At 61.0% G+C, this 23,878-nt stretch carries 23 protein-coding genes; 20 read left to right on the plus strand and 3 right to left on the minus strand.

Going from position 1 to position 23,878, the window contains the following annotated elements; all coding sequences use genetic code 11:
• The first annotated feature begins 170 nt into the window (after window positions 1–170).
• Together KVG95_RS20605 and KVG95_RS20610 are read left to right on the plus strand one after the other, a co-directional pair.
• The gene (locus KVG95_RS20605) at window positions 171–434 is read left to right on the plus strand and encodes a PepSY domain-containing protein (RefSeq protein ID WP_217857722.1); all 264 of its coding nucleotides are present in this window, start codon (window positions 171–173) and stop codon (window positions 432–434) included.
• A gap of 6 nt (window positions 435–440) precedes the next feature.
• The gene (locus KVG95_RS20610; RefSeq protein ID WP_217857723.1) at window positions 441–968 is read left to right on the plus strand and encodes a cytochrome b/b6 domain-containing protein; all 528 of its coding nucleotides are present in this window, start codon (window positions 441–443) and stop codon (window positions 966–968) included.
• Between the two features lie 62 nt (window positions 969–1,030).
• Here KVG95_RS20610 and KVG95_RS20615 read toward each other — a convergent pair whose 3' ends face one another.
• On the minus strand, window positions 1,031–2,707 hold the full coding sequence (locus KVG95_RS20615; RefSeq protein ID WP_217857724.1) for an MFS transporter: 1,677 nt from the start codon (window positions 2,705–2,707) through the stop codon (window positions 1,031–1,033).
• Window positions 2,708–3,071: 364 nt separating this feature from the next.
• Here KVG95_RS20615 and KVG95_RS20620 point away from each other — a divergent pair, with 364 nt between their 5' ends.
• The 16 genes from KVG95_RS20620 (at window position 3,072) to KVG95_RS20695 (ending at window position 19,611) form a co-directional block, all read left to right on the plus strand.
• The gene (locus KVG95_RS20620) at window positions 3,072–3,743 is read left to right on the plus strand and encodes a GntR family transcriptional regulator (RefSeq protein ID WP_038980174.1); all 672 of its coding nucleotides are present in this window, start codon (window positions 3,072–3,074) and stop codon (window positions 3,741–3,743) included.
• Between the two features lie 113 nt (window positions 3,744–3,856).
• Window positions 3,857–4,789, plus strand: a complete 933-nt coding sequence (locus KVG95_RS20625; protein ID WP_217857725.1) for a 4-hydroxyproline epimerase — start codon at window positions 3,857–3,859, stop codon at window positions 4,787–4,789.
• Complete coding sequence (locus tag KVG95_RS20630) at window positions 4,786–5,901, plus strand: NAD(P)/FAD-dependent oxidoreductase (RefSeq protein WP_217857726.1); 1,116 nt, start codon at window positions 4,786–4,788, stop codon at window positions 5,899–5,901. The genes KVG95_RS20625 and KVG95_RS20630 overlap by 4 nt, the downstream gene beginning before the upstream one ends.
• Window positions 5,894–6,130: a (2Fe-2S)-binding protein gene (locus KVG95_RS20635; protein WP_052965270.1), complete on the plus strand. Its 237-nt coding sequence runs from the start codon at window positions 5,894–5,896 to the stop codon at window positions 6,128–6,130. Before KVG95_RS20630 ends, KVG95_RS20635 begins: the two co-directional genes overlap by 8 nt.
• A complete protein-coding gene (locus KVG95_RS20640; protein ID WP_217857727.1) occupies window positions 6,127–7,383 on the plus strand; it encodes an NAD(P)/FAD-dependent oxidoreductase in 1,257 nt (418 codons plus the stop codon). Before KVG95_RS20635 ends, KVG95_RS20640 begins: the two co-directional genes overlap by 4 nt.
• 71 nt (window positions 7,384–7,454) lie before the next feature.
• Window positions 7,455–8,204 (plus strand): AraC family transcriptional regulator, encoded by a 750-nt coding sequence (locus KVG95_RS20645; RefSeq protein ID WP_038980169.1) that lies wholly within the window; start codon window positions 7,455–7,457, stop codon window positions 8,202–8,204.
• 540 nt (window positions 8,205–8,744) lie between these two features.
• Window positions 8,745–9,104, plus strand: a complete 360-nt coding sequence (locus tag KVG95_RS20650) for a DUF6124 family protein (RefSeq protein ID WP_217857728.1) — start codon at window positions 8,745–8,747, stop codon at window positions 9,102–9,104.
• Between the two features lie 448 nt (window positions 9,105–9,552).
• The gene (locus KVG95_RS20655) at window positions 9,553–10,371 is read left to right on the plus strand and encodes an ABC transporter substrate-binding protein (RefSeq protein ID WP_217857729.1); all 819 of its coding nucleotides are present in this window, start codon (window positions 9,553–9,555) and stop codon (window positions 10,369–10,371) included.
• 10 nt (window positions 10,372–10,381) lie between these two features.
• The gene (gene lhpI / locus KVG95_RS20660) at window positions 10,382–12,160 is read left to right on the plus strand and encodes a cis-3-hydroxy-L-proline dehydratase (RefSeq protein ID WP_217857730.1); all 1,779 of its coding nucleotides are present in this window, start codon (window positions 10,382–10,384) and stop codon (window positions 12,158–12,160) included.
• A complete protein-coding gene (locus tag KVG95_RS20665; RefSeq protein WP_007903733.1) occupies window positions 12,153–12,818 on the plus strand; it encodes an amino acid ABC transporter permease in 666 nt (221 codons plus the stop codon). Before lhpI ends, KVG95_RS20665 begins: the two co-directional genes overlap by 8 nt.
• A gap of 10 nt (window positions 12,819–12,828) precedes the next feature.
• Window positions 12,829–13,479, plus strand: coding sequence for an amino acid ABC transporter permease (locus KVG95_RS20670; RefSeq protein ID WP_217857731.1), 651 nt, complete (start codon window positions 12,829–12,831; stop codon window positions 13,477–13,479).
• Window positions 13,472–14,194 (plus strand): amino acid ABC transporter ATP-binding protein, encoded by a 723-nt coding sequence (locus KVG95_RS20675; protein WP_217857732.1) that lies wholly within the window; start codon window positions 13,472–13,474, stop codon window positions 14,192–14,194. The genes KVG95_RS20670 and KVG95_RS20675 overlap by 8 nt, the downstream gene beginning before the upstream one ends.
• A 137-nt stretch (window positions 14,195–14,331) precedes the next feature.
• Window positions 14,332–15,360, plus strand: a complete 1,029-nt coding sequence (locus tag KVG95_RS20680; protein WP_217857733.1) for a trans-3-hydroxy-L-proline dehydratase — start codon at window positions 14,332–14,334, stop codon at window positions 15,358–15,360.
• Between the two features lie 115 nt (window positions 15,361–15,475).
• Window positions 15,476–16,393, plus strand: a complete 918-nt coding sequence (locus KVG95_RS20685; protein WP_030132201.1) for a dihydrodipicolinate synthase family protein — start codon at window positions 15,476–15,478, stop codon at window positions 16,391–16,393.
• A 71-nt stretch (window positions 16,394–16,464) separates the two neighbouring features.
• Window positions 16,465–17,862, plus strand: a complete 1,398-nt coding sequence (gene abaF, locus KVG95_RS20690; protein ID WP_217857734.1) for a fosfomycin efflux MFS transporter AbaF — start codon at window positions 16,465–16,467, stop codon at window positions 17,860–17,862.
• Window positions 17,863–18,030: 168 nt separating this feature from the next.
• On the plus strand, window positions 18,031–19,611 hold the full coding sequence (locus tag KVG95_RS20695) for an aldehyde dehydrogenase (NADP(+)) (protein ID WP_217857735.1): 1,581 nt from the start codon (window positions 18,031–18,033) through the stop codon (window positions 19,609–19,611).
• Between the two features lie 123 nt (window positions 19,612–19,734).
• Here KVG95_RS20695 and KVG95_RS20700 read toward each other — a convergent pair whose 3' ends face one another.
• Window positions 19,735–20,742, minus strand: coding sequence for an Ldh family oxidoreductase (locus KVG95_RS20700; RefSeq protein WP_217857736.1), 1,008 nt, complete (start codon window positions 20,740–20,742; stop codon window positions 19,735–19,737).
• A gap of 254 nt (window positions 20,743–20,996) precedes the next feature.
• Between KVG95_RS20700 and KVG95_RS20705 the strand changes: the two genes are divergently transcribed.
• Together KVG95_RS20705 and KVG95_RS20710 are read left to right on the plus strand one after the other, a co-directional pair.
• Window positions 20,997–21,449 carry an Ohr family peroxiredoxin gene (locus tag KVG95_RS20705; protein WP_095053613.1) on the plus strand — a complete coding sequence of 151 codons (453 nt, stop codon included), beginning with the start codon at window positions 20,997–20,999 and terminating at the stop codon, window positions 21,447–21,449.
• 182 nt (window positions 21,450–21,631) lie between these two features.
• Window positions 21,632–22,087, plus strand: a complete 456-nt coding sequence (locus KVG95_RS20710; RefSeq protein ID WP_217857737.1) for a MarR family winged helix-turn-helix transcriptional regulator — start codon at window positions 21,632–21,634, stop codon at window positions 22,085–22,087.
• 126 nt (window positions 22,088–22,213) lie between these two features.
• Here KVG95_RS20710 and KVG95_RS20715 read toward each other — a convergent pair whose 3' ends face one another.
• A complete protein-coding gene (locus KVG95_RS20715) occupies window positions 22,214–23,857 on the minus strand; it encodes a fatty acid--CoA ligase (protein ID WP_217857738.1) in 1,644 nt (547 codons plus the stop codon).
• Window positions 23,858–23,878: the final 21 nt, after the last annotated feature.

The raw sequence follows: 23,878 nt of genomic DNA on the forward strand, positions 1-23,878 counted from the left end.
GGGATTTGCGTCTTAACTGATTAGAATTACACGCCCTTGCATTCCTGGGCGTTTGCTTGCAACCCGCAACATCGTGACAGCGATCAAAAGCTCAACTAACCTTCAGCGCGCGGAGAGTGATTGAGAATCTCTCGCGTTGTCAGACAACAACAATATTTTGAGGAAACCCCATGCGCAAACTCCTGTTGCTCTCGCTTCTTGCCGCTTCTCCCCTGGCCTTTGCCGGTCCTGAATGCACCACAACCGACAAGGCCCAATGGCAAGACCAGGCCAAATTTCAGGAAGAGCTCAAAGCCAAGGGCTACAACATCAAGAAGTTCAAAGTCACGAGCGGCAATTGCTACGAGATCTACGGCTGGGACAAAGACAAGCGCAAAGTCGAGATCTACTTTGACCCGGTCACTGGCAAGGTCGTGAAAGAAGAAATCGAATAGCCCCCTGTGAAAGCTGAAACCCTGCGCCTCTGGGACCCTCTCGTACGCGTTTGTCATTGGTCCCTGGTGGTTGCCTTCATCAGCGACTACTTCCTCAATGAGGAAGGTGACGGCTGGCATCGCTGGCTCGGCTATTACGCCGTGGCTGTCGTGCTGGTGCGTGTGGTGTGGGGGTTCATCGGCCCGCCATCGGCGCGTTGGTCAGACTTTTGGCCAACCCCGACGCGGGTCGTTCAGCATGGCCGGGCGCTGTTTTCCGGCAAGGGCTATCACCGCATGGGGCACTCGCCCATCGGAGCACTGGTGATGGTCCTCATGCTGTTGTTGATGACCGGCCTGGGTCTCAGCGGTTTTTTGATGGAAGAAGTGGACTATTTCTGGGGCGAAGACTGGCTACGTGATGTCCACGAGTTTATGGCCCATGCACTGCTCGCATTGGTTTGCGTACACATCCTCGCAGCGCTGGTGGAGAGCGTTCGCTTGCGTGAAAACCTGCCACTGTCAATGATCACGGGCCATCGTCGTAAGCGCTAGGTCTCAAAGATGCTGACACCACACATTGCCCTCCCCCTTGCGGGAGAGGGCGAGTGCCAACCTTATGTGTGATGAATTTCCCGATCCTTGGTTTCCGGCAGGAAGAACGTGCCAAGAATGGCCGTCATCACGGCGATGACGATGGGGTACCAAAGTCCGTAGTAGATATCCCCCGTGGCCGCGACCATGGCGAACGCCACTGTGGGTAGAAAGCCGCCGAACCAGCCATTGCCGATGTGATACGGCAGCGACATCGAGGTATAGCGAATACGCGCCGGGAAGAGTTCCACCAGCCAGGCGGCGATCGGGCCGTAGACCATGGTGACGTAGATCACCAGGATGGTCAGGAGCAGCAGCACCATCGGGTAGTTGGTCTTGGCCGGGTCGGCCTTCTCGGGGTAGCCGGCGTCCTTGAGGGCGGTGCCGAGGGTAGCGGTAAAGGCGTCGTTGCGGGCCTTGAAGTCGGCGGCCGGCATGCCGGTGCCCTCGAAGCTCTGGATCACCTTGTCGCCGATGCGGACCTGCGCGATAGCGCCTGGCTCGGCCTTCACGTTCTCATAGGGTATGGCCTTCTTCGCCAGTACGGTCTTGGCAAGGTCGCAGGAGCTGGTGAATTTGGCCTTGCCCACCGGGTCGAACTGGAACGAGCACTTACTCTGATCGGCGATCACCGTGACCGGGTTCTTCGCCTGCGCGGCGAACACGTCGGGGTTACCGTATTGGGTCAACGCGTGGAAGATCGGGAAGTAGGTCAGCGCCGCGATAATGCAGCCGGCCATGATGATCCCTTTGCGGCCGATGCGATCGGAGAGGCTGCCAAATACGATGAAGAACGGCGTGCCGATCAGCAGCGAGCCAGCAATCAGATAGTTGGCGGTCTGCGGGTCGATCTTCAGCGTCTGCAGCAAGAAAAACAGCGCATAGAACTGCCCGGTATACCAAACCACGGCCTGGCCGGCAGTGCCGCCGAGCAGCGCCATAATCACTATCTTGAGGTTATCCCAGCGGGCGAAGGATTCGGTCAGCGGCGCCTTGGACGACTTGCCTTCTTCCTTCATCTTCAAGAACACCGGCGACTCGCTGAGTTGCAAGCGGATGTACACCGAGACGATCAGCAGCAGGATCGACAGCAAGAAGGGAATCCGCCAGCCCCAGGCCTCGAAGGCTTCGTTGCCGAGAATGGTTCGGCAGGCAAGGATCACCAGCAGCGAAAGGAACAGGCCGAGGGTCGCGGTGGTCTGGATCCACGAGGTGAAGTAGCCGCGCTTGCCTTTCGGCGCATGTTCGGCCACGTAGGTCGCCGCCCCGCCGTACTCACCGCCCAGGGCCAGGCCTTGCAACAGGCGCAGGGTGATCAGGATGATCGGTGCGGCCACGCCGATGGTCGCATAGCCGGGCAAAAAGCCCACGATGGCGGTGGAGACACCCATGATGACAATGGTGATGAGGAACGTGTGCTTGCGCCCGATCATGTCACCCAGTCGGCCGAATACGATGGCACCGAAGGGGCGTACAGCGAAGCCCGCGGCGAACGCGAGCAGCGCGAAGATGAAGGACGTTGTCTCATTGACGCCGGCGAAGAAGTGCTTCGCTATGATCGCGGCGAGGGAGCCATAAAGGTAGAAATCGTACCACTCGAACACGGTACCCAGGGACGAGGCGAAAATGACCTTGCGCTCCTCCTTGGTGATCCCGTGGTGGGGCGCGCTGCCCGTGGATGTGTTGTCGATTGCGGCCATGAGTCTTCTCCGTCTTGCTCTTGTTATAGGGCGGAGTACCTCGTTACCTTTTTACCGTACCCAGGCCCCAGGGCTGATGTCATCGGATCAAGGACTGCGCGAAGCATGGAAACAGGCTGGCGGCCTCGCATCGCTGCAAGGTTTCTTGAAGCATAATCGGCTTCGCGCAGATATCCACTCGGCCCTCCCGCTCCAAACCCGGGCCGACGCGCCGTCGAATGATTATTCAGATCATTGAGATCCCACGCGAAGCGTCTGGGTCGCGCCCGCTGATGCCTATTCTTCGGGGCGACCATCGCCTGGAACTTCGCAGCGAAAGAATTTCGTATACCCTATCGCCATCTCACTCCAAACGACCGCTGCCGTGAACCTACCCAAACTCAACGCTCCCGACCTTGGCAATACCCCTTCGACCTCGGAAATCATCACCCGCCATTTGCGGGACGCGATCGTCGCCGGGCATTTCGCGGAAGATGAGCCGATTCGCCAGGACGACATTGCCCGCCAGTTCAACGTCAGCAAGATTCCGGTGCGCGAGGCCCTCAAGCGGCTGGAGGCCGAAGGGCTGGTGATGTTCCAGCGCAATCGCGGGGCGATGGTCACGCGGGTTTCCGATGCCGAGCTGGCGCAGATGTTCGAAGTGCGGATGTTGCTGGAGGACAAGATACTGCGCCTGGCCATTCCCAACATGACCGAAGAAACCTTCGCCCGTGCCGAGCGTATCTGTCAGGAGTTCATTGGCGAAGACGACGTGGGCCGCTGGGCCGAACTCAATTGGGAGTTGCACGCTTGCCTTTACGAGCCGGCGCAACGGCCATTTCTGGTCAGCCTGATTCGTTCGGTCAACGACAAGCTGGAGCGCTACTTGCGCATGCAGATGAGCTTGTCGGCCGGCAAGGAACGGGCTGATCACGAACACCGTGAGATCCTCGCGGCCTGTCGTGCCGGGGATGTGGATCTGGCGGTGAAGCTGCTGGACGAGCACATTGCCGGGGTCTGCAAAACCCTGTTCGAGCACCTGCCTCACGCGCACTGACCACTAGAATGCTGTGCTGATTTCGTCATCGGCACAGGATAAATCCATCAAGCCGACACCCCGCTGCACAGGCCACTCTTTCGTTCACTCATCTGAACGGACGTGGCCCTCCCATGAAACGCATCACCGTGATCGACTCCCATACCGGCGGCGAACCGACCCGTCTGGTGACTGCCGGCTTTCCTGACTTGGGCACCGGCAGCATGGCCGAACGTCGCAAGCTGCTCGCCGAACATCACGATCAATGGCGCGCCGCTTGTGTGCTGGAACCCCGTGGCAGCGACGTGCTGGTGGGCGCCCTGCTCTGCACACCTGTGGACCCGAGCGCCTGTGCCGGAGTGATTTTCTTCAACAACACGGGGTACCTGGGCATGTGCGGCCACGGCACCATCGGCCTGGTGGCGTCGTTGGCGCATCTGGGCAAGATCGGCCCCGGTGTGCATCGCATCGAGACGCCGGTGGGTACGGTGCAGGCGACCCTGCATGAAGATCATTCGGTGAGCGTGCGCAATGTGCCGGCCTACCGTTACCGCAAGGCGCTGGTGTTGCAGGTGCCAGATGTCGGTCAGGTGGTCGGCGATATCGCTTGGGGCGGCAACTGGTTTTTCCTGATTGCCGAGCATGGCCTGCGGGTAGCCGGCGACAACCTCGACGCGCTGACCGCTTATACCTACGCCGTGCAGCAGGCGCTGGAGGCTCAGGGTATTCGTGGCGAAGACGGTGGGCTGATCGACCATGTCGAGCTGTTCAGCGATGACGATCACGCCGACAGCCGCAACTTTGTCCTCTGCCCCGGCAAGGCCTATGACCGCTCACCGTGCGGCACCGGCACCAGTGCCAAACTGGCGTGCCTGGCCGCGGACGACAAACTGCAACCGGGGCAGATCTGGCGCCAGGCCAGTGTCATCGGCAGCGAGTTCGAAGGCTCTTACGAATGGCAGGGCGAGCGCGTTGTGCCGACCATTCGCGGGCGTGCCTTTATCAGCGCCGAAGCCAGTTTGATCATCGAACAGGATGACCCGTTCGCCTGGGGCATTCGTCCATGAACGAGGGCCTGGTGGCCGATGTGATCGTGATCGGCGCCGGCATCATCGGTGCCACCTGTGCCCAGGCGCTGGCCCGTCGTGGCTTGCAGGTGCTGGTGCTGGACGCCGGCTTGCACGGCGCGACGGAGGCGGGCATGGGCCACTTGCTGGTGCTCGACGACAACCCGGCCGAACTGGCCCTGAGTCAATATTCCCTGCAACGCTGGCGCGAACTGGCGCCGGACCTGCCCGACGGCTGCGCCTACCGCAACAACGGCACGCTGTGGCTGGCGGCCAACGCCGAGGAAATGGCGGTCGCCCATGGCAAATACCTGAACCTGCAAGCCCAGGGCGTGGCGTGCGAATTGGTCAGCGCCAGTGCGGCGCGCCAGCGTGAACCGGAACTGCGCGTGGGTCTGGAAGGCGGTTTGTTGATCAATGGCGACGGCATTCTTTATGCGCCAGCGACGGCCGGCTGGATGCTCGACACGCCGAACATTCGTCAACGTCGGGCGCGGGTCAGCGCAGTCGATGGCAACCGCGTCTGCCTCGATGACGGTCACTGGTTGAGTGCCGAAGCGGTGGTGTTGGCCAACGGTGTTCAAGCCAACGAACTGTGCCCGGAGTTGCCCATCGAGCCGAAAAAAGGTCACCTGCTGATTACCGACCGCTACCCCCGCACCGTCACCCACACCCTGGTCGAACTGGGTTACGTCACCAGCGCCCACAACGCCACGGGGCCGTCGACCGCCTGCAATATCCAGCCGCGCCCCACCGGGCAATTGTTCATCGGTGCCTCGCGGCAATTCGGTACCACCGACCCGCAAGTCGAAGGCTGGATGCTGGCGAAAATGCTCAAGCGCGCCGCCGAGTACATGCCGGGGCTGGCCCGACTCAACGGCATCCGCGCCTGGACCGGTTTTCGCGCCGCCAGCCCCGACGGCCTGCCGCTAGTGGGCCAACACCCGCAACGCCAAGGCTTGTGGCTGGCCGTCGGTCACGAAGGGTTGGGCGTCACCACGGCCCCCGGCACGGCCGACTTGCTGGTGGCGCAACTGTTCAACGAAACCCCGCCACTGACCGCACAACCCTATCTCCCCCAGCGCTTCCTCGGAGAACCTGTCTATGCCTGAATTGCTGCTGGACGGCCGCGCCTTGAAGGTAGCCGAGGGCACCAGCGTCGCCGCTGCCTTGGCGTTGGGCAGCGACGGCTGCACACGCACGTCGGTCAGTGGCCAACGCCGCGCACCGCTGTGCGGCATGGGCATTTGCCAGGAATGCCGGGTGACCATCGACGGCCGGCGACGCCTCGCTTGCCAGACCCTGTGCCGAGACGGCATGCAGGTGGAGACACGTCCATGAACGAATACGCCGATCTGCTGATCATCGGTGCCGGCCCCGCTGGCATGGCCGCCGCCCTTGCCGCCGCACCCAGCGGCGCACGCATCGTTATGCTCGATGACAATCCGCTACCGGGAGGGCAAATCTGGCGTGACGGCCCTCAAGCCAACGTGCCCGATCAGGCCCGTCATCTGCGTGAACGTTTGCAGGCTTGCAGCAATATCCGCCGTCATGCCGGCACCCGGGTGATCGCCAGTCCCGGTCCGAAACAACTGTTGGTCGAAGATGATGACGACGGCTGGTTGATCAGCTACGACAAACTGATTCTGTGCACCGGCGCCCGCGAGTTGCTGCTGCCCTTCCCCGGCTGGACGTTGCCGAGCGTGACCGGGGCCGGTGGTTTGCAGGCGCTGATCAAGGCCGGTGTGCCGGTGCAAGGTGAGCGCGTGGTGATCGCCGGCAGCGGCCCGCTATTACTGGCGAGTGCCGCCACCGCGAAAAAACATGGCGCCCAAGTACAACGCATCGCCGAGCAAGCCTCGCGCATTGCCGTCGCCGGTTTCGCCGCGCAACTGCCCCGCTGGCCCGCCAAATGGTTGCAATCGTTCAGCTTGTTCGACCGCCATTACCGCACCGCGACTCATGTGCTGGCCGCCCTTGGCACTGACCGGCTGGAAGGCGTGCGCCTGCAACAGCAAGGCAAAATCATCGAACTGGAATGTGATCGGCTGGCCTGTGGTTTCGGCTTGATCCCGAACATTCAATTGGGCCAGGCACTGGGTTACGCCATCGAAGGTCAGGCGTTGGCGGTGGATGCCTGGCAGGCCAGCAGCCGTGCCGATCATTATGCGGCGGGTGAATGCACCGGGTTTGGTGGCAGTGAACTGGCGTTGGTCGAAGGTGAAATTGCTGGCCACGCGGCGGTCGGTAACCTTGAAGCGGCCCGCCAATTGTGGCCACGCCGGGCACGCTGGCAGGGTTTCGCCAAGGCACTGAATCAGGCATTCGCCCTCGACCCGCAACTCAAGTCCCTGGCCCAACCTGACACCCTGGTCTGCCGCTGCGAAGACGTGCCTCACGCCGCATTGGCCGGGCACACTGACTGGCGCGAAGCCAAGCTGGCCAGTCGCTGCGGCATGGGTGCCTGTCAGGGTCGTGTGTGTGGCGGTGCGGTGCAGCATCTGTTTGGCTGGCAACCCTCGGCGCCCCGCCCACCCTTCAGCCCGGCGCGAATCGAGACCTTGATGTGCCTGGACGACACCCCACCGGCCTGATTCCCCCTCGGGGGTTTCGGCCACGCTGCCGAGCCTCTATGATCCCGGGGTCGCCATCAGACCCCAGCGCCATGTACCCCTCGCTCAGCACCTTCAAACCCTGCGACCTGCCAACGCTGCTCAACAGCCTGCAGCCGATTGCGCCGCTGCTCGATACCCTGGCGGACGTGGTGTTTTTCATCAAGGACCGCGAAGCCCGCTACGCCTTCGTCAACCAGACCCTGGCCCGACGTTGCGGTTTCAAGCATCGCGAGGAACTGCTGGGGCTCACCGCTGAAATGGTCTTCCCGGAACGCTTCGGCCCGCTGTACACCGAGCAGGATCGACGGGTACTGTCCAGCGGCCGCGAACTGTCCGACCAACTGGAACTGCACTTGTATTACGGTAATCAGCCGATCTGGTGCCTGACCCACAAGCTCGCCTTGCAGGATGAACAGGGTCAGATCGTTGGCCTGGCCGGGATCTCCCGCGACCTGCAATCACCCCAGTCCAACCATCCCGCGTTCCAGAAACTTGCCGCCGTGGATGCGCACATCCGCAGCCACTTCGCCCGCGCCATCAGCCTCGCCGAACTGACCGCCATCGCCGGCTATTCCGTGGCGCAACTGGAGCGTCACTGCAAACGGGTATTCCAGCTCACCCCACGGCAGATGATTCACAAGGCGCGCCTGGAAGAAGGTTCGCGGCTGTTACTGCACACCGACCTGCCGATCACCGAAATCGCCCTGCGCTGCGGTTACACCGACCACAGTGCCTTCAGCCGACAATTCCGCGCGTTGACCAGCCTTTCACCGAGCCAGTTTCGGGATAATCAGCGTTAGGGTCATTTTCCGGTGATTTGGTCCGGGGTTTGAGGGTGTTCTTCCGGGCCTCTTCGCGAGCAAGCCCGCTCCCACACTGGATCCTCTGTGAACATATTATTTGTGTCCGACACAACTCAACTGTGGGAGCGGGCTTGCTCGCGAAGAGGCCGGTACAACCACCACAAGGCTCGGTGTCAGACCGCTAAACAAACACTGTTTAAACGACACTTCCAGATACTCACCCAGGCTACACATCCTTGCGCCGTTGCCTACGACTACGCCAGAATCCGCCGGCTTGTGCGCCTTGAGGCCGGGCTCTATCGTTTCCGGGTCGCTGACGAATCAGCGATCGGATTTGACCGTCCGAATCAATCAAGGCGCGCCAGCGTCCAAGACCTGTTTCAGGCATGTCTGAAATATCGTGTCGCGGTGGCTGTGCGTGGGACACCTTCGGGTGTGCCGGATTCCTTGATGTCCGGTCGGTCAACCCGCGTACAGCTGCCACCTTGTTCGTTTGACCGCGAACGGTGGTAGCTCCAGTCATCAAGGAGCTTCACCATGTTCAAACCAACACCCAACCCGCCGGAAACCGATCCAACATCCCCCTACGAATCCCTCGATTCCAAGAAACTCAACGAAGCCGCCGACCGCGCCCTCGACCACTACCTCAAGCCAGCCATCCCCAAAGACACCAAGCGCAAACCCAGCACCATTTACCATGTGGGTGCGAAGGTCGATAACGAAACCCTGCTGGTCAACGCCTGCGAATCCCTGGCGTCAGCGAGCATGATGCTCAGTGAGTTCGCCGGCTTGATGGACATGCCACATCGCAACGTGATGTTGGGGATTCAATCGGTGGTCATGCTTGGGGAGTTGGCGGTGAATCGAGTGTTGGATAACCTCGATCCGCCGTCCTGAACATTAATCTGAGGCCACAGGGCTTTTGTGGCGAGGGAGCTTGCTCCCGTTCGGCTGCGCAGCAGTCGCAAAGCCTGAGCATGCGGTAGGTCTGAAAAACCGTGATCGCCGGGATTGGGGCCGCTTCGCGGCCCAGCGGGAGCAAGCTCCCTCGCCACATGGGGTGAATTCGGGCAAAGGGTTGGTCGATCAAAGGATCGCAGGTCCGGTGTTCCTTAAAGGGGCGCCCCGCACAACCATTGCTCCCATCTGTAACACCCGCCGTGGCGAGCCCAAGCCTTCACAGCGTCACTCCCCCTCCGTTGCGCCACTACAACACCTCTACCTCAAGGCCTGACGATTAATTCACACCTCGGCCTGGAAACGGGCACGTTGATTGCTATATTTAATATCGTATACGAAATCCCCAATACGATATCCAACAGCACTTCACATCAACGAGGCCTCTATGAAAAACCCCGCATTTGCCGTAGCCCTCAGCGCTGTTCTCAGTACCTCCTTTATCGCCACCGCCCAGGCCGACAAGCTCGACGACATCATCGGTTCGGGCAAGCTGCGCTGCGCCGTGACCCTGGACTTCCCGCCCATGGGTTTTCGCGATGCGGGCAACAACCCGGCCGGTTTCGACGTGGACTACTGCCATGACCTGGCGAAAATCCTCGGGGTCGAGGCCGAAGTGGTCGAGACGCCGTTCCCGGACCGCATTCCGGCGCTGGTCTCCGGGCGGGCCGACGTGATCGTCGCCTCTACCTCCGACACCCTAGAACGGGCCAAGACCGTCGGCCTCACCGTGCCTTATTTTGCCTTCCAGATGGTGGTGCTGACTCGTGATGACACCGGCATCAACAGCTTCGATGACATCAAGGGCAAACCCGTGGGCAACACCAGCGGCACCTATGAGGCCATCGCCCTGGAGAAAGATGTGAAGAACTGGGGCACCGGCACCTTCCGCGCCTATCAGTCGCAGAACGACACCCTGTTGGCGATCGCCCAAGGCCATATCGACGCCACCGTGGTCACCAACACCGTGGCGGCCGCCACCCTCAAATCCGGCAAATACAAAAACCTGAAAGTCGCCGGTAACGCGCCGTACGTGATCGACTACGTTTCCCTCGGCGCCAAGCGCAACGAGTACGGCCTGCTCAATTACCTCAACTTGTTCGTCAACCAGCAGGTGCGCACCGGTCGTTACAAGGAGCTGTTCGTCAAATGGGTCGGCACTGAAATCTCGCCGACCAATCTGACCGTACCACAGGTCTACTACTGAGATGTCCGGCATGCCTAGGCCCACTTCTCTGACCGGTCGCAGCCTGGTCGCGGGCGCCGCCGAGGGCGCCCTGCTGTTCGCCGATATCGGATTGAGTTTCTGGGGCGGGGTCGATCCGTATAGCGGCGAGATCATTGACCGTCACCACCCGCTCAGCGGCGAATACCTGGCCGGCCGTGTGCTGGCCATTCCCAGCGGTCGCGGCTCGTGCACCGGCAGTAGCGTGTTGATGGAACTGATCAGCAACGGTCACGCACCGGCCGCACTGGTGCTGGCCGAGCCCGATGAGATCCTGACCCTGGGCGTGCTTGTGGCACAGACCATTTTCGAGCGTTCCCTGCCGGTGCTGTGCATCGGCCGGGAGGCCTTCGCCGCTCTGCGCGGCAAGGCCTTCGCTCGGGTCGAGGGCACAACGCTGAGCCTGTTCGAGCACCTGCCGGGCGATGCCTGGGAGGCAAGCGACAGCCCTTTGCCGAGCACCGACATCGCCACCGCGATCGAACTCACCGAACACGACCAAGCACTGCTCGACGGCCAGCATGGCAAGGCCGCGCAGGTGGCGATGCAGATCGTCCTGCGCATGGCCGAACTGCAAGGTGCCCGCCATCTGGTGAATGTCACCCAAGCGCACATCGATGGCTGCATCTACACGGGACCTGCGAGCCTGCGTTTTGCCCAACAGTTGGTGCAATGGGGAGCAACAGTGCGGGTGCCCACCACCCTCAATTCGATTTCCGTGGACCAGCGCCGCTGGCGCGAGCTAGGCATTGATCCCGCCCTCGGCGAACCGGCCAGTGCCTTGGGCGATGCTTATATGGCAATGGGCGCACAGCTGAGTTTCACCTGCGCGCCCTACCTGCTCGACAGCGCGCCGAAGGCTGGCGAGCAGATCGTCTGGGCCGAATCCAACGCGGTGGTCTATGCCAACAGCGTGCTCGGCGCACGCACCCTGAAGTACCCGGACTACCTCGATATCTGCATCGCGCTGACCGGTCGCGCGCCGTTGATCGGCTGTCACCTGGACGCGCAACGCAAGGCCCGACTGCAGATCGAGTTGCCCGCCTTGGGTGAACTGGACGATGCCTTCTACCCGCTGCTCGGTTACCACATCGGCGCGCTGGCGGGCAGCCGGATTCCACTGGTGCGCGGGTTGGAAAACCGCAAGCCAAGCCTGGACGACCTCAAAGCTTTCGGCGCGGCATTTGCCACCACGTCCGCCGCTCCACTGTTCCATATCGCCGAGATAACCCCAGAAGCCATCGACCCGTCTCAAGTGCTGGATACGGATAACCCGGTGCCGGTGGAACACATCCTCTTGAAGGATCTGCTGCTCAGCTGGCGCGAACTCAACAGTGCCCGCGACAACCGGGTGGATGTGGTCTCGCTGGGCAATCCGCACTTCTCCCTCAGCGAGTTCGCCCACCTCGCGCGGTTGTGCCTCGGTCGGCACAAACACCCTGAAGTAGTCCTCGCCATTACCTGCGGCCGTGCCGTGCTGGAGCAGGCTCGCGAAGCCGGGCATGTCGCCGTGATCGAAGCTTTCGGCGCCACCCTGGTCACCGATACCTGCTGGTGCATGCTCGGCGAACCGGTGATCCCGCCGGCCGCAAAAACCTTGATGACCAACTCCGGCAAATACGCCCATTACGCACCCGGCCTGGTGGGTCGCAAGGTGCACTTTGCCAGCCTCGCCGAATGCGTCGATGGCGCCTGCAATGCCACCGCCAGCGGGCGTCTGCCGGCGTGGCTACAACCTGCCGCCCTACTGGAGAGCCCTGCGCATGTTTGATTACAGCTTCCAATGGCGCTCAGCGCTGCGCGCCCTGCCGGACATGCTCGCCGGTGCTCTGGTCACCTTCGAGACCGCGGCGCTGTCGATGATCTTCGGCGTGCTGATCGCCCTGGCCCTGACCGTGATGCGCGAAAGCAAAAACCCGCTGCTGCGCGGCATCGGCAACGGCTGGGTATCAATCGCGCGTAATACCCCGTCGCTGTTCCAGATCTACGTCCTCTACTTCGGCCTCGGCTCGCTGGGCCTGCACGTCAGTTCATGGCTCGCCCTGCTGGCCGGGATCACCTTCAACAATGCCGGGTACCTGGCGGAGAACTTTCGCGGTGGCCTCAAGGCCGTACCGGACACACAAGTGCGCGCTGCACGTTCGCTGGGCATGAGTGCCTTCCAGGCCTACCGCATGATCATCGTCCCGCAGCTGCTGCGAATCGTCTTCTACCCGCTGACCAATCAAATGGTCTGGGCGGTGCTGATGACGTCGCTGGGGGTGATCGTCGGGCTGAACAATGACCTGACCGGCGTGACCCAGGACTACAACGTCAAAACGTTCCGCACCTTCGAGTTCTTCGCCATCGCAGCGGTGCTGTATTACCTGATTGCCAAGGCGATCGTCGCGGCAGCCCGGCTGATGGCCTGGCGGTTGTTCCGTTACTGAGGAGCTGTGCATGTTCTCTACCGGTTTTTCCTCCAATGACCTGTTGTTCCTGCTCAATGGCGCCTGGGTCACGCTGCAACTGACGTTCTGGTCGATCCTGCTCGGCTCCCTCGCCGGCTTGCTCTTTGGTCTGTTGCGGGCCTTGTTGCCGCGGGCCAGTTTGCCCCTGGCCTGGGTGCTGGACGTGTTTCGCAGCGTGCCGTTGTTGATCCAGTTCGTGCTGTTCAACTCGCTCAAAAGCATCGTCGGTTTGAACATCAGCGCCTTCAGCGTCGGCTGCATTGTGCTGGGGGTCTACGCTGCCGCGTACTTCACCGAGATCGTCCGCGCTGGTGTGCTTTCGGTGCCGTTCACCTTGCGCCGGGCCAGTCGCTCGCTGGGCCTGAGCTTCCTGCAGGACCTGCGCTGGATCGTCCTGCCGATGGCCACCCGGGTGGCTTTTCCGGGCTGGCTGAATCTGGTGCTCGGCGTGATGAAAGACACCGCGCTGGTGATGTGGATCGGCATCGTCGAACTGCTGCGCGCCTCACAAACCATCGTCACCCGCATCCAGGAACCGTTGCTGGTGCTGTGCATCGCGGGCCTTATTTACTACGTCATGAGCCTGGTGGTCGCACGCCTGGGCGCTCGTCTGGAAAGAAGGTGGCAAGAAAATGATTGAGATCGACAACGTACATAAATCCTTCGGCGACCTCGCCGTGGTCAAGGGTGTCAGCCTGACGGTGAACAAGGGCGAGGTGGTGTCGATCATCGGCGGCTCGGGCTCCGGCAAATCGACCCTGCTGATGTGCATCAACGGCCTGGAACCGATCCAGAAAGGCAGCATTCGCGTCGATGGCGTCGAGGTCCACGACAGCACCACCGACCTCAATCGCCTGCGGCAGAAAATCGGCATCGTGTTCCAGCAATGGAATGCCTTCCCGCATCTGACGGTGCTGGAAAACGTGATGCTGGCGCCACGCAAAGTCTTGGGTAAAAGCAAGTGCGACGCCGAGGAACTGGCGGTGCAGCAACTGACCCACGTGGGCCTTGCCGACAAGCTCAAGACCTTCCCTGGCAAGTTGTCCGGAGGCCAGCAGCAACGCATGGCCATCGCTCGCGCCCTGGCCATGTCGCCGGACTACATGCTGTTCGACGAAGCCACGTCGGCCCTCGATCCGCAATTGGTCGGCGAGGTGCTGGACACCATGCGCATGCTCGCCGAAGACGGCATGACCATGGTGCTGGTGACCCACGAAATCCGCTTTGCCCGCGATGTATCCGACCGCGTGGCGTTCTTTCGCAATGGCCTGGTGCACGAGATCGGCTCGCCGGATCAGGTGATTGGGAATCCGGTGCATGCGGAGACTGCGGCATTTCTGAAATCGGTGAAATAGCGGCTGGCCCCTTCGCGAGCAAGCCCGCTCCCACATTAGAACTTCGGTACATTCGAGATCTGTGGCACACAGGAGATCCAATGTGGGAGCGGGCTTGCTCGCGAAGGGGCCCAAACAGACAAAACAAGGAGCAGGTAATGCGCTCATCGAAAGTCATTCATGTAGTCAGCTGTCACGCCGAAGGCGAAGTCGGTGATGTGATCGTCGGCGGTGTCGCCCCACCACCGGGCGCCACTGTGTGGGAGCAATCGCGCTGGATCGCCAAGGATCAGACACTGCGCAACTTCGTGCTCAACGAGCCGCGCGGCGGTGTGTTCCGTCACGTCAACCTGCTGGTGCCGGCCAAGGATCCTCGGGCGCACATGGCCTGGATCATCATGGAACCGGCGGACACGCCACCGATGTCCGGCTCCAATTCGCTGTGCGTCGCCACCGTGCTGCTCGACAGCGGCATTCTGCCGATGACCGAACCGCAAACCCGACTGGTGCTCGAAGCGCCCGGCGGCCTGATCGAGGCCGTGGCCGATTGCCGTGATGGCAAGGTCGAGCGGGTAGAAATCAAGAACGTGCCCTCCTTCGCTGATCGCCTCGACGCCTGGATCGAAGTCGAAGGCCTTGGCTCGTTGCAGGTCGACACTGCGTATGGCGGCGACAGCTTTGTGATCGCCGACGCCGAACGCCTGGGCTTTTCCATTCGTCCTGATGAGGCTGCCGACCTGGTGGCGGTCGGGTTGAAAATCACTCGCGCGGCCAATGAACAATTGGGCTTCGTCCATCCGCTGAACCCCGAGTGGTCACATATTTCCTTCTGCCAGATTGCCGCGCCCATCGTCGTTGAAAATGGCATCGCCACTGGCGCCAACGCGGTGGTGATTCAACCCGGCAAGATTGACCGCTCGCCTACCGGCACCGGCTGCTCGGCGCGCATGGCGGTGCTGCAGGCCAAGGGATTGATGCAGGTGGGCGAGCGCTTTATTGGGCGTTCGATCATCGGTTCCGAATTCCACTGCCGCATCGATTCCCTGACCGAAGTGGCCGGACGCCCCGCAATCTACCCGTGCATATCCGGCCGGGCCTGGATCACCGGCACCCACCAATTGCTGCTCGACCCGAGCGATCCGTGGCCACAGGGCTATCGCCTGTCAGACACATGGCCGGGTGCCTGAAACTCCCCCAGACCAACGGCTACCAAAAACCCCTGACTCATTGAAAAAAACACTAGCCGAGTCATTGTCATTTAAAATATCGTATACGAAATACAAAAACGAACCGGAGGCAACAATGAGCAAGCGTATTAACTGGAGTGGCGTCTTCCCCGCGGTGACCACTCAATTTAACGATGACTTCACCATCAACCTGGAAAAAACCCATCAGGTGATTTCCAACGTGATCCGTGACGGCGTATCAGGCCTGGTGGTGTGCGGTTCGGTGGGGGAAAACACCTCATTGACCGCCGAAGAAAAAATCGCCGTGACCGAAGTCGCGGTCGATGCCTCCCGGGGTCGCGTGCCAGTGATCTGCGGTGTGGCCGAGTTCACCAGCGTGCAAGCGGCCAAGGTCGCCAATGCCGTGCGCCGGGTCGGCGTCGACGGCGTGATGCTGATGCCGGCGCTGGTCTACGGCTCCAAACCGTTCGAGACCGCCGAGCACTACCGCTACGTGGCGAAAAACGCCGACGTACCGCTGATGGTCTACAACAACCCGCCGATCTACAAAAACGACGTCACCCCGGACATCCTGATTTCCCTGGCCGACTGCGACAACGTGGTGTGCTTCAAGGATTCGTCCGGCGATACCCGTCGTTTCATCGACGTGCGCAATGAAGTCGGCGACCGCTTCGTGCTGTTCGCAGGTCTCGACGACGTGGTGCTGGAAAGCATCGCGGTGGGTGCCGAAGGCTGGGTCTCGGGCATGTCCAACGTGTTCCCGAAAGAAGGCGAAACCATCTTCCGCCTGGCCAAGGCCGGTCGCTTCGCCGAAGCCATGCCGATCTACGAATGGCTGATGCCGATCCTGCACCTCGATGCCCGTGCCGACCTGGTGCAGTGCATCAAGCTCTGCGAAGCCATCGCCGGTCGCGGCAGCGCGCTGACCCGTCCGCCACGCCTGGCACTGCCGGAAGCCGATCGGGTGTTCGTCGAGCAGATCATGGCCAAGGCCCTGGCTAACCGTCCGGAGTTGCCAGACGTCGGTCTCTGAGTGATTGCCGGGCGGGTCTTTGCGGATCCGGCCCGGCTGCCTGTTTTTGCGCCTCTACAGGAAACGCCAGCATGTCCAATCCTCTACACACGCAAAGCGCAACCACCCCCTCGGGACTCAAACGCGTAGTGGCCGCCGCCATGGCCGGCACCGTTGCCGAGTGGTACGAATTCTTTCTCTACGGCACCGCCTCCGCACTGGTCTTCGGCCAGTTGTTCTTCCGCCAGACCAACAGCCCGATTGACGGCATCATCGCCGCTTTCGCCTTGTACGCGGTCGGCTTTCTCGCTCGCCCATTGGGCGGTCTGGTGTTCGGTCACTACGGTGACAAATTCGGCCGAAAACGCCTGCTGCAATTGAGCCTGGTGGTGGTCGGTATCACCACTTTTCTGATGGGATGCCTGCCCGGCTTCGACAGCATCGGCTATGCCGCGCCAGTGTTATTGGTGCTGCTGCGGTTGATCCAGGGCTTTGCCTTTGGCGGTGAATGGGGCGGCGCGATTCTGCTGGTGTCCGAACACTGCCCCGACAACCGTCGCGGCTTCTGGGCCAGTTGGCCGCAAGCCGGGGTACCAGCCGGCAACCTGGTGGCTACGGTCGCGCTGTTGCTGTTGTCGTCGAACCTGTCGGAGGAACAATTCCTCGCCTGGGGCTGGCGCGTGGCGTTCTGGTTCTCGGCGGTGGTGGTGCTGATCGGCTACTGGATTCGCACCAGCGTCGATGACGCGCCGATCTTCAAAGAAGCCCAGGCCCGTCAGGCACAGACCAAGCAGCAACAGTTGGGTGTGGTCGAAGTGCTGCGTCATCACTGGCGCGCTGTGCTGGTCGGGATCGGCGCACGCTTTGCCGAGAACATTCTCTATTACACCGTGGTTACCTTTTCGATCACCTACCTGAAACTGGTGGTGCACAAGGACACCTCGGAAATTCTGCTGCTGATGTTCGGCGCGCACTTGGTGCACTTCTTCCTGATTCCGTTGATGGGGTATCTGTCGGATATCGTCGGGCGCAAACCGATCTACCTGACCGGCGCGGTGCTCACTGCGTTCTGGGGCTTTATCGGTTTCCCGATGATGGACACCGGCAATAACTGGCTGATCATGGCAGCGATCATTCTGGGCCTGGGCATCGAGTCGATGACCTATGCGCCCTACTCGGCCCTGATGGCCGAAATGTTCCCGACGCACGTGCGCTACACCGCACTTTCACTGTGCTACCAGGTGGCGCCGATCTTCGCCGGTTCCCTGGCACCGCTGATCGCCATCACCCTGCTCAACAAATATCACAGCTCGACACCCATCGCCTGGTACCTGGTGGGTGCCGCGCTGATCTCCATCGTGGCCGTCGGCCTGACCCGGGAAACCCGCGGCAAGTCGTTGCACCAGGTGGATGCGGAATCCGCTGCGCGTATTGCTGCACTGGATAGCGCCGCGCCGGCCACCCCGCGCCGGGGTAGTGAGCTAGCTTGAGCCAAAAACCTGTGGGAGCGGGCTTGCTCGCGAAGACGGCGGCACAGTCAACATTAATGTCGCCTGACACACCACTTTCGCGAGCAAGCCCGCTCCCACATGGATTGCGGGCGTTCAAATTCTTGACTGACTGGCATTAGCCCCCCTCTTTTCCAACAGGAGTTTTCCATGCCCGAGATCATCGGCCACAACTACATCGGCGGCACCCGTAGCACCGCTGGCAGCATCACCCTGCACAGCCACGACGCCAGCACTGGCGAAGCACTGCCCTTCTCTTTCATGCAAGCCACCGTGGAAGAAGTGGACGCCGCCGCCCAGGCCGCTGCTGCCGCTTACCCGGCCTTTCGCAACTTGCCGGCGACTCGCCGTGCAGAATTTCTTGAGGCGATCGCCGCGCAACTGGATGCGCTGGATGATGAATTCGTCGCTCTGGTCACCCGCGAAACCGCGCTGCCGACCGGGCGCATTCAAGGTGAACGCAGCCGTACCAGCAGCCAAATGCGCCTGTTCGCTCAGGTTCTGCGCCGGGGCGATTTCTATGGTGCGCGTATCGACCGTGCCTTGCCCGAACGTCTGCCACTGCCACGGGTCGACCTACGCCAATACCGGATCGGTCTCGGTCCGGTGGCCGTGTTCGGCGCCAGTAATTTCCCGCTGGCCTTTTCCACCGCCGGCGGTGACACCGCTGCCGCTCTGGCCGCCGGTTGCCCGGTGGTGTTCAAGGCCCACAGCGGACACATGGCGACCGCCGAACGCGTGGCCGATGCAATCATCCGCGCCGCCGAGCAAACCGACATGCCCAAAGGTGTGTTTAACATGATCTACGGCGCAGGCGTCGGTGAAGCGCTGGTCAAGCATCCGGTGATCCAGGCCGTCGGTTTCACCGGCTCGCTAAAGGGCGGTCGCGCCCTCTGTGACATGGCCGCCGCACGGCCACAACCGATCCCGGTGTTCGCCGAAATGAGCAGCATCAACCCGGTGCTGGTATTGCCGGAAGCTCTGCTCGCGCGCGGCGAGAAAATCGCCGGTGAACTGGTGGCGTCGGTGGTCCAGGGTTGCGGTCAGTTCTGTACCAATCCGGGGTTGGTGATCGGTATTCGCTCACCCCACTTCAGTGCTTTCACCGCGCGGCTCAGTACCTTGATGGCCGAACAACCGGCGCAGACCATGCTCAATGCCGGCACCCTCGGCAGCTACGAAAAAGGTGTGCAGGCCTTGCTCGACCATCCGGGAATAACCCACTTGGCAGGCCACGATCAGCAGGGCAATCAAGCGCGGCCGCAACTGTTCAAGGCCGACGTCAGTCTGCTGTTCAAGGGTGATCCGCTATTGCAGGAAGAAGTGTTCGGCCCGACCACCCTCGTCGTCGAAGTGGCCGACAAGGCCGAGTTGCGACAAGCGCTTAACAGTTTGCACGGTCAACTCACCGCCACGTTGATTGGCGAAGCACAGGACCTGAAGGAACACGCCGATCTGCTGGCACTGTTGGAACAAAAGGTCGGCCGGGTGCTGTTCAACGGCTACCCCACCGGCGTCGAAGTCTGCGATGCCATGGTGCATGGCGGCCCCTATCCGGCGACCTCCGATGCCCGTGGCACTTCGGTCGGCAGCCTAGCCATCGAACGCTTCCTGCGCCCGGTGTGCTACCAGAACTGCCCGGACGCGTTGTTGCCCGACGCCCTGAAAAATGCCAACCCGCTGGGCATTGCTCGACTGGTTGACGGCATCAACCAGCGCGACCCGATTTAAAAAACACTCGAAAAACTGTGGGAGCGGGCTTGCTCGCGAAGGCGGAGTGTCAGTCAGCATTTGCATTGCCTGGCACACCGCCTTCGCGAGCAAGCCCGCTCCCACAGGGTTGGGTATTTCGTTTCAAGCCAGCAGTGCTTTCAGGTCGTTGTACAGTGCCTCGGGAATCTGCACCCCCTCCACCACACTGCGTGCCCGCGCCGCATAACGCCGTTGCGACGGCAAGCGTGCGCCCTGCCCTTCAATGCCCTGAAACAACACCTCGGCCCGGACCAAGTGTTCCTCAGTGGCCGCCCCCAAAAAACGTCGCGGATCCAGTGCGATGATCAACTCGCCATGGTACGGCGACGACTTGCTGCCCGCGTCATAAGCCAGCGACTCGGCACTGGTCAAATCACCGATCAAAGGCCCGGCGATCAACTCCACCATCGCCGCCAGCGCCGAGCCCTTGTGCCCACCGAACGTCAGCATCGCGCCGCTGTCGAGTACCACATTGGCATCGGTGCTCGGCCGGCCCTCAGCGTCCACGCCCCAACCCTCGGGAATCGCCTTGCCGGCACGCCGATGTAACTCGATATCGCCACGGGCAATCGCACTGGTGGCGAAGTCGAACACAAACGGATCCTGCCCCGCACGCGGCCAGCCAAAGGCAATGGGATTGGTGCCGAACACCGGCACACGTCCCCCCGCCGGTGCCACCCAGGCATGGCTCGGATTACACGCCAGCGCCACCAACCCGGCAGCGGTCAACTGCTCGATCTCCACCCACAGCGCCGAGAAATGCACACAGCGATTGATCGCCAACGCCGCAATCCCGTTGGCCCGGGTTTTCTCCGTCAGCAGCCCAAGCCCCGCCTGAAACGCCAATTGCGAGAAACCACCAGCGGCATCCACCCGCACGATCGACGGCGCCTGGTCGATCACCTGCGGTTCGGCATCGGCCGACACCTTGCCGGCCCGCAGGGAATTCACGCAGCCCAGAATCCGGTACAAACCGTGGGAGGCACAGCCATCGCGCTCGCCGGCGATCACCGTCGCCGCCACCGCTTGCGCGTGGGCCAGATTAAAACCGTTGTGCAACAGAATCGATTCGGCCAGTTCTCGGGCTTCGATCAGGGTCAGTCGGATCATGCTCATCTCCTTGGACAGACCATCCAGACTGGGCCATTCCAAGGCTCACGGCTTGATCGCTTTAGGTCGGGTTGATGACGAATTCGGCATATCGCTAAAAGCAGTCGACCTTGTGTGGCCGCACCACTCGTCGGCAGGCGCAACGCGATCAATTGACATCGGTGGGGGTCTGCGCAATTATTATTGCATCGCATACGATACAAACGTATACGACACATAAATCACATCTTTTGAAACGTTGAGGATCCCCCCCCATGAGCAAGATCGAAAAAGTACTGGCCACCGGCAAGACTCACACCACCGTTAGCGCCGCTGGCAATACTTCGCGGGGCCATAACGGCAGCCTCGACATCCAGCTCTCGTCGCCTGGAAACGCGAAACTGGCGCACGAGTTCAAAGCCATTGCACCGCACCCAACCGCCGAGCAATTGTTCGCCGGCGCATGGTCGGCCTGCTACACCGCCGCCGTCGGGCTGGTGGCAAATGAAATGAACGTGGTGCTGCCGTCTGATCTGTCCGTCGACATCGAAGTCGATCTGGGCCAGACCGGTCCGGCGTACTTCCTCCAGGCTCGGTTGACTCTGCGCGTCCCAGGTCTGGCGCATGACATCGCGACAACGCTGGCGCATACCGCAGATCAAATTTGCCCTTACTCGAAAGCGACGCGAGGCAATATCGACGTGGCCCTGAACGTCCTCACGGCATGACGCACTGTGATTGGCCTTTTTTTTCCATGTATATATCGCATGCGCTTTAAGCGCATGCGAATCAGGAGCTCATTCGTACTGTCGAACCCGGCCACAGTCGAAGTCAGAGCTGTTCCGATACAATCGCATACGCGGTATATTTTGCCTTTGCGAGCCTTCAACTTTGGCCAACGAGGAAGCACATGAAACCCACCGACAAGACGGCTCCCGCCAAGCTCTCCGACTTTCTGTGTTTTGCGGTCTATTCCACGAACCTGGCCTTCGGCAAGGCCTACAAGCCGATACTCGAGCAGCTGGGGCTCACCTATACGCAATACATCACCATCGTTGCGCTATGGGAGGAAGACAATCAAACCGTGGGTAGCCTGGGCGAGAAGCTGTTTCTCGAATCGAACACGCTCACACCGATCCTGAAGAAGCTGGAAGCGATGGGCTATCTACAGAGGCAGCGTGATCCCGAGGACGAGCGGCAGGTGCGCATCAGTCTGACGAAGAATGGTCGACAGTTGCGCGAAGGCCGTCCCGAAATGGGCCTCTCCGACGCAACCGGTCTGACACCGGACGAGTTCATGCAGATGCAGAATGCGATCGTGAAGCTGCGCAACAATCTCATCAAATCGACGAAAACCGGGGAATGAGTGACCACTGATCGTTTTTTTAATCGGGGGTATTTTCGGGTATGTAAAAGCCCAACCTTTTCGGATTGGGCTAGTCATTGAATCATAGGGTCGGGACACTCGCCCCTTGGTACCTCATCTTCTTTTTCACCCCAATTCGCTTTCCCGAATCAGCTTCTTATTAATCTTTCCCACACTGGTTTTAGGAATCTCGGCGACGAACTTGAACTGCTTGGGGATCGCCCATTTGTTGATGCGGCCACGCTCGACAAACCCTTGAAGGTGCGTCTCCAGGATCTTGCGGTCGAGATACTGCCCAGGCTCGCACACCACCAGCGCCATCGGCCGTTCGCCCCATTGCTCATCGGCAATGCCCACGACCGCGACCGACATCACCGCCGCGTGTTCGCTGATCAGGCTTTCCAGTTCCAGGGAGCTGATCCACTCCCCGCCTGTCTTGATGACATCCTTGATTCGATCTTTGATTTCCACCCCTCCCAAGGCGTCGATGGAGGCCAGATCGCCGGTGTGCATCCAGCCGTTGTGCCAAAGCTCGGCACCCTTTTCGGGCTCCTTCAAATAGCCTTGGGTCAGCCAGGGTGCGCGCACCACGATCTCGCCCAGAGACTCGCCGTCATGGGCAACGTCATTGCCATTGGCATCGATGATTTTCAGGTCGACCATCGGCACCGGCGTGCCAGTCTTGATGCGGGTGGCCAGTTGGGCTTGCGTGGATTGTTCGAGGTCTTCATCACGCAGGTACGTCAGGCACAGCAATGGGCAGGTTTCCGACATGCCATAACCGCTGTGCACCTGAATACCTTTGGCGCTCGCTTCGCTGGCAATTCCCAGCGTCAGTGCGCTGCCACCCAAGAGCATTTTCCAGCCATCGAAACGGGTCTGTGCCGCTTCCTCGCAGCTCAAGATCATCTGCAGAATGGTCGGCACGCAATGGGAAAAAGTGACCTTTTCCTCACGATACAACCTGACCAGGCTGTTGGGTTCGTAGCGGCCGGGGTACACCTGCTTGAGCCCCATCAGGGTGGCGACATAAGGCACACCCCAGGCATGCACGTGAAACATCGGGGTGATGGGCATGTACACATCATCGGAACGCAGCAACGGCAGGCCTTGATAGACACCCAAAGTGCCCACGGCATTCAAGGTGTGCAGGACCAATTGGCGGTGGGTGAAATACACGCCCTTAGGGTCGCCCGTGGTGCCCGTGGTGTAGAAAAGGGTCGCCACCGAGTTTTCATCGAAGTCGGGAAAGTCGTACCGGTCTGCGGCCCTGGACAACAGGTTTTCATATTCCCCCAGCACCGGTAACCACGTATCGATTGCTGTGTCGTCCGTGAGCTGCAGGTAACCTTTGACGGTTTCAAGCCGCCCCTGGATCTGTTCAACCAGCGGCAGGAAATCATCATGCACCAGCACCAGGTCGTCCTCGGCATGGTTCATGGTGAAGAGCACCTGATCCGGCGAAAGACGAATGTTCACGGTATGCAGCACCGCGCCGATCATCGGTACCGCAAAGAAGCATTCCAGGTAACGATGGCTGTCCCAGTCGAGCAAGGCCACCGTATCTCCGGCCTTGACGCCGGCAGCGGTCAAGGCGTTGGCCAGCCTGCGGATCCGCTGGTTGAGGGTCTGGTAGCTGTAGCGCAGTTTGTCGGCGTAGACGATTTCCCGGCCCGGTTCGTAGCGCACGCCGGACAGCAATAATTGCTTGATCAGCAAGGGGTAGGCATAGGCGCCATCGGCGGGCGGAATTATTTTTGTCGCCATCATGGTTGGGTTCCTTGTCCTTCG

Source organism: Pseudomonas farris, from assembly GCF_019145235.1.
Classification (GTDB): Bacteria; Pseudomonadota; Gammaproteobacteria; order Pseudomonadales; family Pseudomonadaceae; genus Aquipseudomonas; species Aquipseudomonas farris.

Coding starts and splice junctions, on each gene's coding strand:
- KVG95_RS20605 (WP_217857722.1), top strand. CDS start 171: ATGCGCAAACTCCTGTTGCTCTCGCTTCTTGCCGCTTCTCCCCTGGCC.
- KVG95_RS20615 (WP_217857724.1), bottom strand. CDS start 2,707: ATGGCCGCAATCGACAACACATCCACGGGCAGCGCGCCCCACCACGGG.
- KVG95_RS20625 (WP_217857725.1), top strand. CDS start 3,857: ATGAAACGCATCACCGTGATCGACTCCCATACCGGCGGCGAACCGACC.
- KVG95_RS20630 (WP_217857726.1), top strand. CDS start 4,786: ATGAACGAGGGCCTGGTGGCCGATGTGATCGTGATCGGCGCCGGCATC.
- KVG95_RS20635 (WP_052965270.1), top strand. CDS start 5,894: ATGCCTGAATTGCTGCTGGACGGCCGCGCCTTGAAGGTAGCCGAGGGC.
- KVG95_RS20640 (WP_217857727.1), top strand. CDS start 6,127: ATGAACGAATACGCCGATCTGCTGATCATCGGTGCCGGCCCCGCTGGC.
- KVG95_RS20645 (WP_038980169.1), top strand. CDS start 7,455: ATGTACCCCTCGCTCAGCACCTTCAAACCCTGCGACCTGCCAACGCTG.
- KVG95_RS20650 (WP_217857728.1), top strand. CDS start 8,745: ATGTTCAAACCAACACCCAACCCGCCGGAAACCGATCCAACATCCCCC.
- KVG95_RS20655 (WP_217857729.1), top strand. CDS start 9,553: ATGAAAAACCCCGCATTTGCCGTAGCCCTCAGCGCTGTTCTCAGTACC.
- lhpI (WP_217857730.1), top strand. CDS start 10,382: ATGCCTAGGCCCACTTCTCTGACCGGTCGCAGCCTGGTCGCGGGCGCC.
- KVG95_RS20665 (WP_007903733.1), top strand. CDS start 12,153: ATGTTTGATTACAGCTTCCAATGGCGCTCAGCGCTGCGCGCCCTGCCG.
- KVG95_RS20670 (WP_217857731.1), top strand. CDS start 12,829: ATGTTCTCTACCGGTTTTTCCTCCAATGACCTGTTGTTCCTGCTCAAT.
- KVG95_RS20675 (WP_217857732.1), top strand. CDS start 13,472: ATGATTGAGATCGACAACGTACATAAATCCTTCGGCGACCTCGCCGTG.
- KVG95_RS20680 (WP_217857733.1), top strand. CDS start 14,332: ATGCGCTCATCGAAAGTCATTCATGTAGTCAGCTGTCACGCCGAAGGC.
- KVG95_RS20685 (WP_030132201.1), top strand. CDS start 15,476: ATGAGCAAGCGTATTAACTGGAGTGGCGTCTTCCCCGCGGTGACCACT.
- abaF (WP_217857734.1), top strand. CDS start 16,465: ATGTCCAATCCTCTACACACGCAAAGCGCAACCACCCCCTCGGGACTC.
- KVG95_RS20695 (WP_217857735.1), top strand. CDS start 18,031: ATGCCCGAGATCATCGGCCACAACTACATCGGCGGCACCCGTAGCACC.
- KVG95_RS20700 (WP_217857736.1), bottom strand. CDS start 20,742: ATGATCCGACTGACCCTGATCGAAGCCCGAGAACTGGCCGAATCGATT.
- KVG95_RS20705 (WP_095053613.1), top strand. CDS start 20,997: ATGAGCAAGATCGAAAAAGTACTGGCCACCGGCAAGACTCACACCACC.
- KVG95_RS20710 (WP_217857737.1), top strand. CDS start 21,632: ATGAAACCCACCGACAAGACGGCTCCCGCCAAGCTCTCCGACTTTCTG.
- KVG95_RS20715 (WP_217857738.1), bottom strand. CDS start 23,857: ATGATGGCGACAAAAATAATTCCGCCCGCCGATGGCGCCTATGCCTAC.